This is a genomic window from Pseudomonas sp. PKS (assembly GCF_051913525.1).
GTDB classification, from domain to species: domain Bacteria; phylum Pseudomonadota; class Gammaproteobacteria; order Pseudomonadales; family Pseudomonadaceae; genus Aquipseudomonas; species Aquipseudomonas guariconensis_D.
Genome location: NZ_JBEGDO010000001.1, coordinates 220,649 through 237,099, shown reverse-complemented (window position 1 = coordinate 237,099; position 16,451 = coordinate 220,649). Strand labels below are relative to the sequence as shown.

The following is a 16,451-nucleotide window of genomic DNA, read 5'->3' as shown; positions in this document are numbered from 1 at the left end:
GCGATCAGTTGTCGGGATCCTGGGATGGCATCGGTTGCGATGGGGGAGCAGGCTCAGTGGCCGATTTGTCAGGTTGTTGCATTTGCAACGAAGGCTTGCTGGGGTCGGCATCCTTCGCCGGATGGTCGTCGTCGCGATCGAAACAACCGCCGAGCATCGTCAGGCCGCCCAACAGGCAAAGCATTGGAGCTATTCGCATGGCGCGTCCTCCTGGCCAGTTGATCGCAGTGCCGGGAAGGCCCGGCACTGCGTTGCCTTGCTTACGAGCGGCCACCCTTGCGGCTGGAGTCGCTCGACCGGCCACCGCCGGATTGCTGCCCGCCTTTGCGGCCGGCTTCGGAGGCTTTCTCCCGGTCGTTGGCAAAGTTGCCCGGATTTTTCGATCCGCCCTGGCTGCCGCTTTTGCTGGTCTCTTTGTTAGCCATGGTCTTTCACCTCATGTGGCTCAAGGAATGCACGACAGCGGCCGTGCATAGTGTCGAGTACCCGGCAAGCAAGGAGATTCGCTTTATCTGCGCACACGCTGACCGACGGCAATAAAAACCCCAGCCCAGGTATTTGGCACGCCAATGCCTGGCCAGCGCCGCGCCGAAGGTTTGACCCCGTCCCCCACGAGCAACACAATCGCGCTCCAACCCGATGCAAGCCTGGAGTGCGCCTGTGAAAGCCTTGACCCCGTCCGCCCTGCGCGTCTGCGATGCCGCCGCGGGCCACTTTGCCGATCACGGCTACGATGGCTCGTCATTGAGCGAGATCGCCGCCCAGGCCGGCATGCGCAAGGCGTCGCTGTATGCGCATTTCGCCAACAAGGATGCTTTGTTCGCCAAGACCTTCGAGCGAGCCCTGGCACAAGAAACGGCCTACGTCGAAGACGCGTTTGCCCGGGAGTCGGCACAGGCGCTGCCGCCAGGGCACCGACACCCCCTGGACCTGGCCGACCGCTATGCCAGCTCGCCCAGCCTGCGATTCGTGCTGCGCGCGGCTTTTCTGCCGCCCGCTTCGCTCAAGCGGCTGGTCACCTCAGGGTTCGAAGCCTACCTGGAGCGCATCCGCCTGGGCTTTTGCCAGGCCCTGCGCGAGCGCCATGCCTGGGCCCGCAGCGACGGCACCAAGCTGGAGCTTTATGGCGATGCGTACCTGGGGATCATCGACAGCCTGCATGTGGAGTTGATGTACGCCAACCCTGCGGTTTACGCACGGCGGGCGGCATCGCTGCTGAAGATTCTCGACGACTCGCTGGCCTTGACCAGCCGCTGAGGGCCAGCGGCTCAGGGCTTGATGCGTTTGAGCTCGTTGAGCAGGCCCATCAGTTGTTCGAGCTTGTCGCTGCCGAACTGACGCTGGATCTCCTGATAGTTGCGCTCCATCTGCTCGCTCATGGCCAGAAACAGTTGCTGCCCACGCACAGTGAGGCTGATGAAAACGCGGCGCTGGTCCTCGGGAGACTTGCGTCGGCCCACCAGGCCATCGCGCTCCAGGCGCTTGAGCACGCCACTCATGCTCGGCTTGAGGATGCAGGCCTGGTCGGCGAGCTGGTGGCTTTCCAGTTCGCCCTGCTGACGCAGGATGCGGATCACCCGCCATTGCTGCTCGGTCAGGTCATGGGCGTTGAGGGCCGGGCGGAAGAACGCCATGGTTGCTTCGCGGGCCTGCAGGAGGGTCAGGGTCAGGGAGGGTCTTGGTAAGGTCATGCTCATCAGTTCAGGTTGCAAAGCCAGGAATCTACGGGGCTGCGACCTTGGGGACAAGGCGTGTGCGCAGCACTTCATTAAGATATTAACAAAGTGAAATACATTTGCAGGGGTTCTGTCCAGCGTCCTGTCCTGGCTCACGGACGCGCAGCGCTGGCCACACGCATTCACCGCGTCTGGCGCTGACGGTACTCCCCTGGCGTCATCTGCGCATGGCGCTGGAAGAACCGGCTGAAATAGGCCGGGTCCTTGAAGCCCAGCTGATAGCAGATCTCGTTGGCCGAGCCACCGGTGTACAGCAGCAAGCGCCGGGCCTCCTGCATCAGTCGCTCGAACACCAGGCGCTTGGACGGAAGGTCCGCGATGCGCCGGCACACGTCGTTCAGCCGTGCCTCGGTCACGCCGAGGGCGACGGCATAGGCCGGCAGCGTCCAGTGTTCCAGGTAATGCTGCTCGATCAATTCGTTGAAGCGATTGAACAGCCGCAGATCCTCATGCCGTGCCGGGGTCGCCTCCAGCGAATTGGCGCACAGCCGTAGCAGGCCGATCATCACCAACCGGGCCAGGTCCTGCACCGCGGTGCCCTGCCCTGGCCGATTGCTGCCGATCTCGGCGCCGAGCATGTCGAACAGCACCTCAAGCTGCTGCGCATCGATCGCGGCCTGGCCTTGCAGGCGCCCCAGGGCGACACACGCCGGTGCCAACCGCGGCCCGGTCATCAACCCAGGCTCAGCTTGCAGCAGTTGCCACACCAGTTGTTGGCGCACGGTCAGCACATGGCCGTCGGCGTCGGGTTCGGTGACGAAGGCATGAGGAATGGTCGGCGGGGTCAGGAAGAACATCGGCCCAGCCTCGTGATAGCGCTGCTCGTCCAGGTAGACCCGCACGCTGCCACTTTTGACGAAATGAATCTGGAAGAAACGGTCGTGCCGGTGCACCGGCATGTTGCGCCCGAAGAAACCGGCCAGGTTGCCGAGCCGGTCGTAGTGGACCTCGCTCTCGCTGTAGCGCTGGTCGTACACCTGACCGATGTTGATGTTGGGGATCGGCTGTCGCTCTTTCATGTCGTGCTCGTGCGGGCTGGCGAGTCGGGCCGGCATCCATGGTAGCACCGGCCGGTGGTCGCGAATCGTCCCGGCAGCGCCTTGACGATTGTTAACATATTAATTATAACGTTAACACATTAACAAAAATGCCAAGAAGCGCTCCCCCATCGCTTCGCCTACCGCCAGGAGAAAAGCATGAGCCGTGCCTTGCACGAGGTTGCCAGCGGCACCCTGTTCGGCGTCGCCCTGAACTACCAGGGCTTGCTGCAGCAGCACCTCACCGCCTTCAACACGCCGCCCTACAAACAGCCGCCGGTCAAGCCGGTGCTGTTCATCAAGACGCCTAATACCCGCAACCAGCACGGCCAGCCCGTCACCTACCCCTCGGCAGTCGATCGCCTGCAACCTGGGCCGGCACTGGGCGTAGTGATCGGCAAGGACGCCAGCCGGGTCAGCGTGGAAAACGCGCTGGCGCATGTGGCCGGCTACACCATCGTCAATGAGTTCAGCCTGCCTGAGGACAGCTACTACCGCCCGGCGGTCAAGGCCAAGTGCCGTGATGGCTTCTGTGCGCTCGGCCCTGAACTGGTGCCTGCCGCGCAAGTGCCCAACCCCCAGGCCCTGGGGATTCGCCTGCTGGTCAACGGCGAACTGCGCCAGCACAACAACACCGCCAACTGCGTGCGCAGCGTGGCCCAGTTGATTGCTGAGATCAGCGAGTTCATGACCTTGCACGCCGGCGATGTGCTGATCACCGGCACCCCGGAAGGCCGCGTCGATGTATTGCCCGGTGACCGGGTGACCGTGGAGATCGATGGCCTCGGCCAGTTGATCAATACCATCGTCGCCGAATGAGGATCTGACCATGAAACACGCCCGTATCCAGTTCGACGGCCAGGTCCACACGGCCATCGTCGAGAATGACCAGCACCTGCTCCTGGCCGATGGCCGCCGGGTGGCCGCCGACCAGGTCACCTGGCTGCCGCCGGCCAACGGCACCATGTTCGCCTTGGGCCTGAACTACGCCGACCATGCCGCCGAGCTTGCCTTCACCCCGCCCACCGAGCCGCTTGCGTTCGTCAAGTCCCCTGGAACCTACACCGGTCACAACCAGGTCACCTGGCGCCCGGACAACGTCGCCTACATGCACTACGAGTGCGAGCTGGTGGCGGTGATCGGCAAGCCGGCGCGCAACGTCAAGCGCGAGGACGCCCTCGACTACTTGGCCGGCTACACGGTGTGCAACGACTACGCCATCCGCGACTACCTGGAAAACTACTACCGCCCCAACCTGCGGGTGAAAAACCGCGATGCCACCACCCCCGTCGGCCCGTGGATCGTCGACGCCGCCGATGTACCGGACCCGTCCAACCTGAAGCTGCGCACCTGGATCAACGGTGAGCTGAAACAGGAAGGCACCACCGCGGACATGATCTTCGACATCCCGTATCTCATCGAATACTTCTCAAGCTTCATGACCCTGCAGCCGGGCGACATGATCGCCACCGGCACGCCGGAAGGCCTGGCCGACGTGGTGCCAGGCGATGAAGTGGTGGTGGAAGTGCAAGGCGTGGGCCGTCTGGTCAACCGAATCGTCAGCGAAGCCGAGTTCTTCGCCCTGAAAGCAAAAGAGGCATGAGCATGATCAAGCATTGGATCAACGGCCGCGAAGTCGAGAGCCGCGACACCTTCATCAACTACAACCCGGCCACCGGCGATGCCATCGGTGAAGTGGCCAGCGGCGGTGCCGAGGAAGTGGCCCAGGCCGTGGCCGCCGCCAAGGAAGCCTTCCCCAAGTGGGCCAACACCCCGGCCAAGGAGCGCGCCCGGCTGATGCGTCGCCTGGGCGAGCTGATCGACCAGAACGTGCCCAAGCTGGCCGAGCTGGAAACCCTGGACACTGGCCTGCCGATCCACCAGACCAAGAACGTGCTGATCCCGCGTGCCTCGCACAACTTCGACTTCTTCGCCGAAGTCTGCACGCGCATGGATGGCCACACCTACCCGGTGGATGACCAGATGCTCAACTACACCCTGTACCAGCCGGTGGGTGTGTGCGGTCTGGTGTCTCCATGGAACGTGCCGTTCATGACCGCGACGTGGAAGACCGCGCCGTGCTTGGCCCTGGGCAACACCGCAGTGCTGAAGATGAGCGAGCTTTCCCCCCTGACCGCCAACGAGCTGGGCCGCCTGGCGGTAGAAGCCGGCATCCCCAACGGCGTGCTCAACGTGATCCAGGGCTACGGCGCCACCGCCGGTGACGCCTTGGTGCGCCATCCGGACGTGCGGGCGATCTCCTTCACCGGCGGCACCGCCACCGGCAAGAAGATCATGCAGAGCGCGGGCCTGAAGAAATACTCCATGGAGCTGGGCGGCAAGTCGCCAGTGCTGATCTTCGAGGACGCCGACATTGAACGCGCCCTGGATGCTGCGCTGTTCACGATATTTTCGCTCAACGGCGAGCGCTGCACTGCCGGCAGCCGTATCTTCATCCAGGAAAGCGTATACCCGCAGTTCGTGGCGCAGTTCGCCGCCCGTGCCAAGCGGCTGATCGTCGGCGATCCGACCGATCCGAAGACCCAGGTCGGCTCGATGATCACCCAGCAGCATTACGACAAGGTCACAGGCTACATCCGCATCGGTATCGAAGAAGGCGCACGCCTGGTCGCAGGTGGCCTGGAGCGTCCGGCAGGCCTGCCGGCGCACCTGGCCAAGGGGCAGTTCATCCAGCCCACGGTGTTCGCCGACGTGGACAACCGCATGCGCATCGCCCAGGAGGAAATCTTCGGCCCGGTGGTGTGCCTGATCCCGTTCAAGGACGAAGCCGAGGCGCTGCGCCTGGCCAACGACACCGAGTACGGCCTGGCCTCGTACATCTGGACCCAGGACATTGGCAAGGCCCATCGTCTGGCCCGGGGCATCGAGGCGGGCATGGTGTTCATCAACAGCCAGAACGTGCGCGACCTGCGCCAGCCGTTCGGGGGCGTGAAAGGCTCGGGTACCGGGCGCGAAGGCGGCCAATACAGCTTCGAGGTGTTCGCCGAGATCAAGAACGTGTGTATATCCATGGGTAGCCATCACATTCCGCGCTGGGGCATCTAGCGCTGCCGGCTCCCACAGTGTTCTGTGGGAGCGGGTCTACCCCATCATGGACACAGAACAACAACACTTCACCGGAGATTCCCATGGGCAAGCTCGCTCTGGCCGCCAAGATCACCCATGTGCCGTCCATGTACCTGTCAGAACTCCCTGGCCCGCGCCAGGGATTCCGCCAGTCGGCCATCGATGGCCACCTGGAGATCAGCCGCCGCTGCCGCGAACTGGGCGTGGACACCATCGTGGTGTTCGACACCCACTGGCTGGTCAACGCCAACTACCACATCAATTGCGCGCCTCACTTCGAGGGGCTGTACACCAGTAACGAACTGCCGCACTTCATCGCCAACATGCCCTATGCCTTCCCCGGCAACCCGGCACTGGGCCGCGTGCTGGCCGAGACCTGCAACGCCCTGGGCGTGGAGACCATGGCCCACGACGCCACCACCCTGGCGCCGGAGTACGGCACATTGGTGCCCATGCGCTACATGAACGCCGACCAGCACTTCAAGGTGGTCTCGGTTTCGGCGCTGTGCACCTCCCACTACCTCAACGACAGTGCTCGCCTCGGCTGGGCCATGCGCAAGGCGGTCGAAGACCACTACGACGGGACCGTGGCGTTCCTGGCCAGCGGCTCGCTGTCCCATCGCTTCGCCCAGAACGGCCAGGCGCCGGAGTTCGCCACCAAGGTCTGGAGCCCGTTCCTGGAAACCCTCGACCACCGCGTGGTGCGCATGTGGGAAGACGGCGATTGGTCCGACTTCTGCGCCATGCTCCCGGAATACGCGGTCAAGGGCCACGGCGAAGGCTTCATGCATGACACCGCCATGCTGCTCGGTGCCCTGGGCTGGTCGCGGTACGACGGCAAAGCCGAGGTCGTCACGCCCTACTTTGGCTCCTCGGGCACTGGCCAGATCAACGCCATCTTCCCCGTCACGCCACAGGATGGCTCCGCCATTCCAGCCGCCCAGGCTTCGAACCCCGCTGGCGTGACTTCCACCAGCCGTCTTTAAGGAGCCTTGCCATGCCTCATCTGGTCCTGCTCTACAGCCCGGACATCGAAGCCGACGCCAACATCGGTGGCCTGTGCCGCGCCCTGGCCGACTGCATGCTCGAGCAGCGCGACGAGACCGGCCGGCCGGTGTTTCCCACCGGCGGCACCCGCGTGCTGGCCTACCCGGCGGCCCATGCGGCGATCGCCGACGGCCAGGGCAACTACGGTTTTGTCTACGCCAACCTGCGCATGGGGGCCGGACGCAGCCGTGGGGTGCACCAGCAGGTCGGCGACAGCCTGCTGGCCGTGCTACGCGGCCACCTGGACGCGCTGCTCGAACTCCGCCCGGTGGGCGTGACCCTGCAGATCGACGAAAGCCCAGGCCAGGTCTACGACGCCAAGCACAGCAGTCTGCACCCTCTGTTTTCCAAGCCTTGAGGTTTCCATGCTCGACGCCAGCATCATCCAGCACGCCGCCGACCGCCTCGACCAGGCCGAGCGCTCACGCGAACAGGTCGGTCAGTTCTCTTTGGAGCACCCGGCCATCACCATTGAAGACGCCTACGCCATCCAGCGCGCCTGGGTGGCCCGCAAGATCGCCGACGGGCGCAAGCTGGTCGGTCACAAGATCGGCCTGACCTCGCGCGCCATGCAGGTGTCGTCGAACATCACCGAGCCGGACTACGGCGCATTGCTCGACGACATGTTCTTCGACGAAGGCAGCGACATTCCCTTCGACCGTTTCATCGTGCCTCGGGTCGAGGTGGAACTGGCATTCATCCTCGGCAAGCCGCTCAAAGGGCCGAACGTGACCCTGTTCGACGTGCTGGAGGCCACCGAGTGGGTGATCCCGGCGCTCGAGATCATCGATGCGCGCATCCAGCAGATCGACCCGCAAACCAAGGCCACCCGCAAGGTCTTCGACACCATCTCCGACAACGCCGCCAATGCGGGCGTGGTGATGGGCGGGCGCGCCGTGCGCCCCACCGAGATCGACCTGCGTAAAGTGCCCGCGGTGCTCTATCGCAACGGGGTGATCGAGGAGTCCGGGGTGTCCGCCGCGGTGCTCAACCACCCGGCCAAAGGCGTCGCGTGGCTGGCCAACAAGCTGGCGCCCTATGACGTGGGGCTGGAGGCCGGCCAGGTGATCCTCGGCGGCTCCTTCACCCGCCCGGTGGCAGCCAGCCCTGGCGACACCTTCCATGTCGACTATGACCAGCTTGGCTCCATTGCCTGCCGCTTCGTCTGAGGATTTGCCATGGACATACCCATCAACACCTTCAAGCAACGCCTGCAACGCGGCGACACGCAGATCGGCCTGTGGCTGGGGCTGGCAGACCCGTATTGCGCGGAGCTGGCGGCCAATGCCGGTTTCGACTGGCTGCTGATCGACGGCGAGCACGCGCCCAACGACCTGCGCAGCCTGCTAGGCCAATTGCAGGCCATCGCCCCCTACCCCAGCCAGGCGGTGGTCCGCCCGGTGATCGGCGACACGGCGCTGATCAAGCAGGTGCTGGACATCGGCGCCCAGACCTTGCTGGTACCCATGGTCGAAAGTGCCGATCAGGCCCGAGCGCTGGTGCGCGCCATGCGTTATCCGCCGAGCGGCGTGCGCGGTGTCGGCAGCGCCTTGGCGCGGGCCTCGCGCTGGAACACGATTCCCGGTTACCTCGACCAGGCCGATGCCCAGATGTGCCTGTTGGTACAGATCGAAAACCGCGAAGGCCTGGCCAACCTGGATGGGATCTGCGCGGTCGAAGGTGTCGACGGTGTGTTCATCGGCCCAGCCGACCTGAGCGCGGCCATGGGCCATCGCGGCAACCCCGGACACCCGGAGGTCCAGGCCGCGATCGAGGACGCCATCGTGCGGATTCGCCAAGCGGGCAAAGCCGCGGGGATTCTCAGCGCCGACCAGAAGCTGGCCCGACGCTACATCGAACTGGGAGCCGCCTTCGTGGCTGTCGGTGTGGACACCACCGTCCTGATGCGCGGGTTGCAGGCGCTGGTGGGCACGTTCAAGGAAGGGAAAGCAAGCATCGCACCAAGCGGGGTCTACTAAACCCACCCTGTTGGCCCCGGCAGCCAGCGTCAAAAGCGCGGCAGCCACAGGCAAGACACCTACCGGTCGTTAGGCGCTCAATACGTATACCGCGCAACGGCTAAAGCAAGCCCACATCAATAATTCCAACTGTCCAGGCTGCGCCATGATCAACATCGAAACGCCGACCTACTACACGGCCACCAAGAAGTACAACCTCAGTTTCCCGACCCTGGAAAGCGACATCGACGCCGACGTGGTGGTGATCGGTGGCGGTTTTTCCGGCATCAATACTGCCCTGGAGCTCGCGGAAAAAGGCATCACCAACATCGTAGTGCTCGAAGCCCGCTACCTGGGCTTCGGCGGCACCGGGCGCAACGGCGGACAGATCATGGCCGGCATCGGCCATGACCTCGAGAAGATCAAGGCCAGCGTCGGCGACCAAGGCCTGCGCGAGATCTTCGAGATCAGCGAGCTGGGTGCCGGCATCATCAAGGAACGCATCGCCCGTTACGCCATCGATGCCGACTTCTGCCACGGTTATGGCTACATGGGCTTCAATGCCCGTCAGGAAAAGACCCTGCGCGCCTGGGAAAAGGACTTCAAGGCCATCAACCAGAAGGACGAGATCCGCTTCCTGGGCGGCTCGGAGGTCAAGCAGATCATCGGCTCGGACGCCTACAGCAGCGCCCTGCTGCACATGGGGGGCGGCCACGTGCATTCGCTCAACCTGCTGCTCGGCGAAGCCCAGGCGTTGGTGGGTCATGGCGCACGCATCTTCGAACACAGCCCGGCACTGGAAGTGCAGTACGGCGAGCGCATTACCGTGCGCACCGGCCGCGGTTCGGTGAAGGCCAGCAAGTTGCTGTGGGCCTGTGACAGCTTCCTCAACAAGCTCGAGCCTGAACTGCACGCCAAGACCATCAACACCTACGCCTTCCAGATGATGACCGAGCCGCTGTCGGACGAGCTCATCCAGCGCATCAGCCCGATTCGCGGCGCCTACAGCGATATCCGCCCAGTGATCGACTACTACCGCGTGACCCGCGAGAACCGCTTGCTGTTCGGTGCCGCCACGCCCTTCGTCGAGCACATCCCCCAGGACCTCAAAGCCTGGAACCGCAACCTGATGCTGAAGATTTTCCCGTACCTCAAGGACGTGCGCATCGACCTGGCCTGGGGCGGCCCGATGGCCACCAGCGCCAACCTGTTCCCGCAGATCGGCACCTTGAGCAACCGCCCCAATGCCTTCTACGTGCAGGGCTATTCGGGCTTCGGCGTCACACCCAGCCACATCATTTGCAAGATCCTCGCCGAAGGCATGCACGAAGGCTCCTCGCGTTATGACCTGATCAGCTCGGTCAAGCACGCGCGGATCCTCGGCAAGGACCATATCCGCCCACTGCTGCTGACTGCCGGCAAGACCGTGCATCAGCTGTCGGGCTTCTTCAACGGCCGTCGTTGACCGCTGACTCTCAACTACTGGAGATACCCCATGACCCTTACCGCCGTCCGCCAAGGCGTGCAATTGTCCGAACTCGACGCCTGGGGCACCGTTGCCGACCTGGGCTCGACCATCCTCGAAGGCGAGGTCAAGTGCTACGGCAAGATGACCCACGGCGCCCCGACCGACCCAGTCAGCAGCGCTTACTTCGGCACCACCCGCGGCAAGTTCCGCATGGTCTATCCATTCAGCGAGCAGGCGCTGATCGTCACCGGTGAAATCCAGCTCACCGACGAATCCACCGGCCAGGTCACCCGCTACAAAGCCGGCGACGCCTGGTTCGTCACCAAGGGCACCCCTGTGCTCTGGGAAGTGCTCAGCGAGACCTTCGTCAAGCACTACCTGGCGGTAGCCTGACCCCTACGACGCCTCTCCCGTGGGAGCGGATTTACCCGCGAAAGCGTTAGTGCCCTCACCGACGCATTCGCGGGTAAACCCGCTCCCACAGTTTTGTGCGCGACAACACCTGGGGCAGCGTCATCCCGTATCGCAATCCCCGCTGCTCATCATCAGCAACAGCCTCCACGCCTCCCCTGTGGGAGCGGGCTCACCCGCGAAAGCGTCAGTGCCTTCACCGACGCATTCGCGGGTGAACCCGCTCCCACAGCTTCGTGCACGACAGCCTTGGGAACGCGACGTCACTGCATCCTGCATTTGCAGGATGGCCCTCACCTGCCGACCTTGGCGATACTTCTTCACAGGCCCTGACAACAACAAGAACGTCTCAGCCAGGTACCGCCTATGTGCAGCTCCAATTCCGACTTTCTCGCGTCTCCCGGTTTCACGCAGTTCAACGCCTTGGTGCTGGAGTTGCAGCGCCTGGCCCAAGAGCAGCCGCTGTCGCGCTTCCATGACCAGATCCTGCAACGGGTCCGGGCGTTGATCCCGTTCGACCAGGCCTGGTGGGGGCGTGCCGCGCTGATCGACGGGCTGCCCGATGAGCACAGCAGTCATGTCTTCGGCCTGCCGCCTGAATACCTGCAAGACTGGCAGTCGATCCGCGATCAGGACCCTACGGTCGGCCTGGTCCATGCCTGCCCCGGACGCGCGGTCATCGTCGACAGCCAAGCCAGGGAAACGCCTTGCGGCCTGCGCTGGCTGGGCGTCAAGCACGGGTTCGGCGAGTTCTTGTGCATCATCCATATCGACCCGCAGACCCAGCTCAGCGTGCACCTGACACTCTATCGGGCGATCGGCGCCACCCGCTTTACCGCTCATGAGTGTTTTCTGCTGGACCACCTGATGCCGCACCTGGTGGCCGCTGAGGGCGCCAACCAGATTCGTGCCCTGGTCGCATTGCGCGAAGCACTCGACGGCGCCAACACCCTGGCCTTGGCCGTGTGCGACCGCCAAGGCACGCTGCACTACGCCGAGCGCGGCTTCGTCGAACGCCTGCTGCTGGAGTGGCCGGATTGGACCGGCCCGCACCTGCCTGAGCAAGTCAGCCCAGACAGCTACCGTGGCCGCCAGTTGCAACTGGACTCCACCGCCGTGGGCGATCTGTTCCTGCTGACGGCCCGCCCACGTTCGGCCTTGAGCCTGCTCAGCGCCCGCGAAGCCGATGTGGCCGAGCGCTTCGGCGCGGGCGATACCTACAAAGAAATCGCTCGCCAGCTCGGCGTCGCCCCCAACACCGTGCGCCACCACATCCGCAGCATCTACACCAAGCTGGGCGTCAACAGCAAAGCCGGTATCACCCAGCGGCTGCACCACCCACCCAGCTGACCTTGCCCTGACCCACCTCGCCCCGCCGTGTCCCATGGCGGGTTTGGGGATGCTTTGCCTGCCGTTCACCTATCACAACAACAAAGGAACAGCCCCATGCACCACCGCCGTACCTGCGCGTTACTCCTCCCCCTGGCCCTGGCCTGGCCAGATGCCCAGGCCGCCGACCTCAACGCCCGTGACTTCGTCACGGCTCCGGTGGGGACCAGCCTGGGGGTAGCCTACCTGCCACTGACCCGCTCCGGGGACTATCACGGGGCAGGCGACGACAATGGCAAGGCGGACCTCTCGGTCAACGCCTTCGCCTACCGCCAGCTGTGGTTCAGCGACATCTGCGGCACCCTCTGCACGCCCCAGTTCATCGTGCCCTACGTGGACACCGAAGCGCGCCTGCCCGGTGCCAACGAGCATCGCCGCGAGCGTGGCGTGGGCGACCCGCAGGTCGGCGGCACGCTGTTTTTCATCAACGACCCGCAGAGCCGCACCTACAGCGGGCTGCTGGGCTTGCTCAGCGTGCCGGTGGGCGAGTACCACAGCCAGAACCCGGACGTGTCGCCCGGCGCCAACCGTTGGGCACTGCACCTGAACTACAACTACACCCAAGGTGTGGGTGAGCGCTGGCTGCTCGAAGCCAACCTTGAAGCCCAGCTGTACGGCAAGAACGACGATTATTACGGCGCCGATCTGCAGCAAAAGCCGCTGTACCGCCTGCAGGCGTTCGCCTCCTACGATCTGACCCCCACCACCTACGGCGCCTTGCGCCTGATCCATGCCGATGGCGGCGAACTGGAGCTCGACGGTCGGCGTCTGGACGATACCCACCAACGCTACACCCAGGCCGGATTCGAACTCGGCCACTGGCTCGACTCACGCAACCAAGTGCTGCTGGGCCTGACCCGCAACGTATCGACCGACAACGCCTACGCGCAGGACAACCTGCTGCTGCGTTTCGTCCACGTCTTCTGAGGAAAGCGCCATGACCCTGTTTCCTGCAATCGGCCTGGCGCCCCTGCGCCTGCTGGCCATCGTGCTGTTCGCCGCCGTGGTGCCCTGCGTGCTGATGACCGCACCGGCCGTCGCGACCCAATACGCCCTGCAACTGGGCCTGGGCCCGGCGCGAATAGGCCAGTTGTTTTCCGTTGAACTGGCCGCCATGAGCCTGGCCACCCTACCCGCCTACTACTGGCAATCACGTTGGGACTGGCGCCAGGTAGCCCGGGGCGCAGCCTTGCTGTTCATCGGCGCCAACCTGGCGAGCGCCTTCAGCGACCAGTACGTCACACTGATGGCCTTGCGCGCCCTGAGTGCCCTGGCCGGCGGCAGCCTGATGGTGGTGTGCATCGCCAGCGCGGCGCAGAGCCCGCAGGCAGACCGCGTCTATGGCCTGTGGGTCAGCGGGCAATTGATCCTCGGTGCGGTCGGGCTGTGGGTGCTGCCACCGCTGTTCGCCAATTATGGGCTCAAGGCCCTTTACCTCGGTCTGGCCATGCTGATGGTGCTGTGCCTGCCGCTGGCCGGCGCGTTCAGTGCCGGCAAGGCCAGCAACGGCCGGCATGCGGTGAGCCCACCGACCGGCCAAGGCTGGCTGCCCGGCTTGTGCGGTCTGTTCGCGGTCCTGGTGTTCTATGCCGGGCTCAGTGCGGTATGGACATTCATCGGCAGCGTCGCCGCCGACTCGGCCATCGAACCTGCCGACAGTGGTCGGATCCTGTCGATCGCCACCCTGCTAGGTATCGCCGGCTCCCTGTGCGCCACCCTGATTGGGCCACGCTGGCCTCGCAACCGGCTCCTGGGCCTGGGCCTCGGGCTGATGACCGCTGCCATCTGCCTGCTGCTGGACGCCCCGAGCCTGTTGCGCTTCGCCGGCGCCGCCCTGCTGTTCAAGTTCTGCTGGACCTTCGTGCTGCCCTTCATCCTGGCCTGCCTGGCCGACTTGGACCGCCATGGCCGGCTGATGAACAGCGCCAACTTGGTCATTGGCGGTGGCCTTGCCCTGGGCCCGGCCATCGCAGGCCCTGTGCTGGAGACGGGTCTGGGCATGCGCAGCGTCCTGATCGGCAGCGCCTGCTGCCTGTTGCTGGCCTTTACCGCGCTGATGATCACCCGCCGTTGCCGTTTTCTCGTCACCACTGGAGTACACCCATGACCCGTCGTACCGCCTTCTTCTTCGATGAGCTGTGTTTCTGGCACAGCGCCGGCATGCATGCCTTGACCCTACCGGTTGGCGGCTGGGTGCAGCCCCCTGCCGCGGCCGGCTTTGCCGAATCGCCGGAAACCAAGCGCCGCCTGAAAAACCTGCTGGATGTCTCCGGCCTGAGCCAGGCCCTGCGGCAACACAGTGCGCCGTCGGCCGACGAAGCAGACCTGCTGCGGGTGCATTCGCCGGACTACCTGCAACGCTTCAAGGCACTGAGCGATGCCGGGGGTGGCGAGCTGGGGCCACAGGCACCAGTCGGTCCCGGCAGCTATGAAATCGCCAAGCGTTCGGCAGGCCTTGCCATTGCCGCGGTGGACGCCGTGCTGCGCGGTGAAGCCGACAATGCCTACTCGCTGTCACGCCCGCCTGGGCACCACTGCCTGGCCGATCAGGCCATGGGCTTTTGTTTCCTGGCCAACATCCCCATCGCCATCGAAGCGGCCAAGGCACGTCATGGCTTGAACAAGGTGGCGGTGATCGACTGGGACGTGCATCACGGCAACGGCACCCAGTCGATCTACGAATCACGCAGTGATGTGCTGACCATTTCGCTGCATCAGGAGCACTGCTATCCGCCAGGCTACAGTGGCGCCGAAGACCGCGGCCAGGGCGCGGGCGAAGGCTTCAACCTGAACATCCCGCTACCGGCCGGCAGTGGCCACGACGCCTACCTGCACGCGATGCGACAGATCGTGCTGCCGGCGCTGGAGCGTTTCGCCCCCGAGCTGATCGTGGTCGCCTGCGGTTACGACGCCAACGCGGTGGACCCGCTCGCACGCATGCTGCTGCACAGCGATTCGTTCCGTGCGATGACCGCGCTGCTGCGTGAGGCCGCCGAGCAGCATTGCGCCGGGCGCCTGGTGCTGGTGCATGAAGGGGGCTACTCGGAAGCCTATGTGCCGTTCTGCGGATTGGCGGCGATCGAGGAACTGGTAGGCGTGCGCACGGCGGTGCAAGACCCCATGCTGCCGTTCATCCAGGCGCAGCAACCGGGGGCGGCCCATGGAAGATTCCTGGCCGAGTATGTGCAGAACTTGGCTACACGGTTGCTATGAAAGCTCAGGGGCTGCGTTGCAGCCCCTTTTTTTTGTAGGTCTAGCGCCCGGCAAACAGGGCCATGGCCCGGTAGTCCTTGGGCGACTGCTCGAACTGTTTCTTGAACGAACGGCTGAAATGCGCCGAGTCGGTGAACCCCCACTTGTAGGCGATCGAGGTGATCGATTCGCCCCTGAGGAACGGGTTGGACAAGTCATCGGCACTGCGCCGCAGGCGTGAGCGCTGGATGTAACGACAGACGCTGTCGCCCTCTTCTTCGAACAATCGGTACAGGTGACGCACCGAGATGCTCAGCCGACTGGCAAGGCTCGCCGGCGTCAGCCCAGGCTCGCCAAGGGACTCATCAATGACCTTTTGCACGTAGCTGCGCAGGTTCGCGCCGTTCAGGCCGGCCAGGTTGCAGGCGCTGTCCTCGCTGCGTTCGAAGCCCGGCTCGAGCAGGGCAATGAATGCCGCTTGCAAGGCATCACCCTGAGTGCTGGGGACGGCTCCCTCATCGCCTTCGCGGCACAGCTGGTCCATCAACAGGTGCAGCATGCGCCCACAGGCGTTGGTCGAGGAAATCTTGCCGAACAATGTGTCCTGGCCTTGCAGGTGGCGACGCACCTGTTCCCGGGACAACGACAGGGACGTGTGCTCGATCAACCCGAACGGTGTGATTTCACAGGGGCCGACCGAATCCATCAGCAGCAGCTCGCCTGGCGCGAGTTGTATGCTGACGCCATCCTGGGTCACTTGGGAGTACCCGGTGCGCTGGCTGACCAGAAAGCAGTGTTGGTCGTCATCGCAGTCGGCGTTATCGCCCAGGCGGCGGATATTGCCGGCGTTGGTGCGCAGGTTGGCCAAGGGTAGACCTGCGCGGGAACAGGTCGAGATCTCGCCGATGAACAGCGAGCGATTGAACGCAAGCTCCGTTTCGAAACGGCCACAGACTTGTTGCATGGCCGAGGTCCAGCGGTCCAGACCGTCGCTGTTGAGTCCAGGGGTGGGTTGAGCATTGGGCATGGAGGCCTCCACACGCGAAGCATTTGTAGTTATGCGCCAATTGTTAACATGTTATCAATGAGCGCACAACTGTCATCGTTCACGTGTAGAGGAAAGCCG

At 64.3% G+C, this 16,451-nt stretch carries 18 protein-coding genes and 1 pseudogene; 14 read left to right on the top strand and 5 right to left on the bottom strand.

Translation table 11 applies throughout. From position 1 onward, the window contains the following. Positions 1-4 precede the first annotated feature (4 nt). Both ABOA88_RS01145 and ABOA88_RS01140 read right to left on the bottom strand, forming a co-directional pair. Positions 5-199, bottom strand: coding sequence for a hypothetical protein (locus ABOA88_RS01145; protein ID WP_196168331.1), 195 nt, complete (start codon positions 197-199; stop codon positions 5-7). Between the two features lie 61 nt (positions 200-260). Next, positions 261-380: pseudogene (locus tag ABOA88_RS01140) on the bottom strand (KGG domain-containing protein); the annotation flags it as partial. 280 nt (positions 381-660) lie between these two features. Between ABOA88_RS01140 and ABOA88_RS01135 the strand changes: the two are divergent. After that, the gene (locus ABOA88_RS01135; protein ID WP_367850788.1) at positions 661-1,257 is read left to right on the top strand and encodes a TetR/AcrR family transcriptional regulator; all 597 of its coding nucleotides are present in this window, start codon (positions 661-663) and stop codon (positions 1,255-1,257) included. An 11-nt stretch (positions 1,258-1,268) separates the two neighbouring features. Here the strand turns inward: ABOA88_RS01135 and hpaR are convergent, their stop codons facing one another. Further along, the gene (gene hpaR, locus ABOA88_RS01130) at positions 1,269-1,691 is read right to left on the bottom strand and encodes a homoprotocatechuate degradation operon regulator HpaR (RefSeq protein WP_196168329.1); all 423 of its coding nucleotides are present in this window, start codon (positions 1,689-1,691) and stop codon (positions 1,269-1,271) included. Positions 1,692-1,858: 167 nt separating this feature from the next. After that, the gene (hpaA, locus tag ABOA88_RS01125) at positions 1,859-2,755 is read right to left on the bottom strand and encodes a 4-hydroxyphenylacetate catabolism regulatory protein HpaA (RefSeq protein ID WP_196168328.1); all 897 of its coding nucleotides are present in this window, start codon (positions 2,753-2,755) and stop codon (positions 1,859-1,861) included. A gap of 177 nt (positions 2,756-2,932) precedes the next feature. Here hpaA and ABOA88_RS01120 point away from each other — a divergent pair, with 177 nt between their 5' ends. From ABOA88_RS01120 to ABOA88_RS01060, 13 genes are all read left to right on the top strand, one after another. Continuing rightward, positions 2,933-3,592, top strand: a complete 660-nt coding sequence (locus ABOA88_RS01120; RefSeq protein WP_367850787.1) for a fumarylacetoacetate hydrolase family protein — start codon at positions 2,933-2,935, stop codon at positions 3,590-3,592. Between the two features lie 10 nt (positions 3,593-3,602). Continuing rightward, positions 3,603-4,376 carry a fumarylacetoacetate hydrolase family protein gene (locus ABOA88_RS01115; RefSeq protein WP_367850786.1) on the top strand — a complete coding sequence of 258 codons (774 nt, stop codon included), beginning with the start codon at positions 3,603-3,605 and terminating at the stop codon, positions 4,374-4,376. A 2-nt stretch (positions 4,377-4,378) separates the two neighbouring features. Beyond that, entirely contained in the window at positions 4,379-5,839 is a 1,461-nt protein-coding gene (hpaE, locus tag ABOA88_RS01110; RefSeq protein ID WP_070092935.1) for a 5-carboxymethyl-2-hydroxymuconate semialdehyde dehydrogenase, read from the top strand. An 83-nt stretch (positions 5,840-5,922) separates the two neighbouring features. Beyond that, the gene (gene hpaD, locus ABOA88_RS01105) at positions 5,923-6,846 is read left to right on the top strand and encodes a 3,4-dihydroxyphenylacetate 2,3-dioxygenase (RefSeq protein WP_197852893.1); all 924 of its coding nucleotides are present in this window, start codon (positions 5,923-5,925) and stop codon (positions 6,844-6,846) included. An 11-nt stretch (positions 6,847-6,857) separates the two neighbouring features. Next, positions 6,858-7,265, top strand: a complete 408-nt coding sequence (locus tag ABOA88_RS01100; protein ID WP_367850785.1) for a 5-carboxymethyl-2-hydroxymuconate isomerase — start codon at positions 6,858-6,860, stop codon at positions 7,263-7,265. 7 nt (positions 7,266-7,272) lie between these two features. Further along, positions 7,273-8,076, top strand: a complete 804-nt coding sequence (hpaH, locus tag ABOA88_RS01095) for a 2-oxo-hept-4-ene-1,7-dioate hydratase (RefSeq protein WP_367850784.1) — start codon at positions 7,273-7,275, stop codon at positions 8,074-8,076. 9 nt (positions 8,077-8,085) lie between these two features. Beyond that, complete coding sequence (gene hpaI / locus ABOA88_RS01090; protein WP_196168321.1) at positions 8,086-8,886, top strand: 4-hydroxy-2-oxoheptanedioate aldolase; 801 nt, start codon at positions 8,086-8,088, stop codon at positions 8,884-8,886. A 145-nt stretch (positions 8,887-9,031) separates the two neighbouring features. Then, on the top strand, positions 9,032-10,330 hold the full coding sequence (locus ABOA88_RS01085) for an NAD(P)/FAD-dependent oxidoreductase (RefSeq protein ID WP_196168320.1): 1,299 nt from the start codon (positions 9,032-9,034) through the stop codon (positions 10,328-10,330). Between the two features lie 30 nt (positions 10,331-10,360). Beyond that, positions 10,361-10,726 (top strand): cupin domain-containing protein, encoded by a 366-nt coding sequence (locus ABOA88_RS01080; protein WP_367850783.1) that lies wholly within the window; start codon positions 10,361-10,363, stop codon positions 10,724-10,726. Positions 10,727-11,110: 384 nt separating this feature from the next. Continuing rightward, the gene (locus tag ABOA88_RS01075; RefSeq protein ID WP_197852897.1) at positions 11,111-12,094 is read left to right on the top strand and encodes a helix-turn-helix transcriptional regulator; all 984 of its coding nucleotides are present in this window, start codon (positions 11,111-11,113) and stop codon (positions 12,092-12,094) included. 96 nt (positions 12,095-12,190) lie between these two features. Continuing rightward, positions 12,191-13,060, top strand: a complete 870-nt coding sequence (locus ABOA88_RS01070; protein ID WP_367850782.1) for a transporter — start codon at positions 12,191-12,193, stop codon at positions 13,058-13,060. A gap of 10 nt (positions 13,061-13,070) precedes the next feature. Beyond that, entirely contained in the window at positions 13,071-14,240 is a 1,170-nt protein-coding gene (locus tag ABOA88_RS01065) for an MFS transporter (RefSeq protein ID WP_196168317.1), read from the top strand. Continuing rightward, positions 14,237-15,346, top strand: a complete 1,110-nt coding sequence (locus ABOA88_RS01060; protein ID WP_196168316.1) for a class II histone deacetylase — start codon at positions 14,237-14,239, stop codon at positions 15,344-15,346. The genes ABOA88_RS01065 and ABOA88_RS01060 overlap by 4 nt, the downstream gene beginning before the upstream one ends. 40 nt (positions 15,347-15,386) lie before the next feature. On the opposite strand, the gene feaR is transcribed toward ABOA88_RS01060, so the two are convergent. After that, positions 15,387-16,352: a transcriptional regulator FeaR gene (feaR, locus tag ABOA88_RS01055; RefSeq protein ID WP_196168315.1), complete on the bottom strand. Its 966-nt coding sequence runs from the start codon at positions 16,350-16,352 to the stop codon at positions 15,387-15,389. Between the last annotated feature and the right edge of the window lie 99 nt (positions 16,353-16,451).

Coding starts and splice junctions, on each gene's coding strand:
- ABOA88_RS01145 (WP_196168331.1), bottom strand. CDS start 199: ATGCGAATAGCTCCAATGCTTTGCCTGTTGGGCGGCCTGACGATGCTC.
- hpaR (WP_196168329.1), bottom strand. CDS start 1,691: ATGACCTTACCAAGACCCTCCCTGACCCTGACCCTCCTGCAGGCCCGC.
- hpaA (WP_196168328.1), bottom strand. CDS start 2,755: ATGAAAGAGCGACAGCCGATCCCCAACATCAACATCGGTCAGGTGTAC.
- ABOA88_RS01120 (WP_367850787.1), top strand. CDS start 2,933: ATGAGCCGTGCCTTGCACGAGGTTGCCAGCGGCACCCTGTTCGGCGTC.
- ABOA88_RS01115 (WP_367850786.1), top strand. CDS start 3,603: ATGAAACACGCCCGTATCCAGTTCGACGGCCAGGTCCACACGGCCATC.
- hpaE (WP_070092935.1), top strand. CDS start 4,379: ATGATCAAGCATTGGATCAACGGCCGCGAAGTCGAGAGCCGCGACACC.
- hpaD (WP_197852893.1), top strand. CDS start 5,923: ATGGGCAAGCTCGCTCTGGCCGCCAAGATCACCCATGTGCCGTCCATG.
- ABOA88_RS01100 (WP_367850785.1), top strand. CDS start 6,858: ATGCCTCATCTGGTCCTGCTCTACAGCCCGGACATCGAAGCCGACGCC.
- hpaH (WP_367850784.1), top strand. CDS start 7,273: ATGCTCGACGCCAGCATCATCCAGCACGCCGCCGACCGCCTCGACCAG.
- hpaI (WP_196168321.1), top strand. CDS start 8,086: ATGGACATACCCATCAACACCTTCAAGCAACGCCTGCAACGCGGCGAC.
- ABOA88_RS01085 (WP_196168320.1), top strand. CDS start 9,032: ATGATCAACATCGAAACGCCGACCTACTACACGGCCACCAAGAAGTAC.
- ABOA88_RS01080 (WP_367850783.1), top strand. CDS start 10,361: ATGACCCTTACCGCCGTCCGCCAAGGCGTGCAATTGTCCGAACTCGAC.
- ABOA88_RS01075 (WP_197852897.1), top strand. CDS start 11,111: ATGTGCAGCTCCAATTCCGACTTTCTCGCGTCTCCCGGTTTCACGCAG.
- ABOA88_RS01070 (WP_367850782.1), top strand. CDS start 12,191: ATGCACCACCGCCGTACCTGCGCGTTACTCCTCCCCCTGGCCCTGGCC.
- ABOA88_RS01065 (WP_196168317.1), top strand. CDS start 13,071: ATGACCCTGTTTCCTGCAATCGGCCTGGCGCCCCTGCGCCTGCTGGCC.
- ABOA88_RS01060 (WP_196168316.1), top strand. CDS start 14,237: ATGACCCGTCGTACCGCCTTCTTCTTCGATGAGCTGTGTTTCTGGCAC.
- feaR (WP_196168315.1), bottom strand. CDS start 16,352: ATGCCCAATGCTCAACCCACCCCTGGACTCAACAGCGACGGTCTGGAC.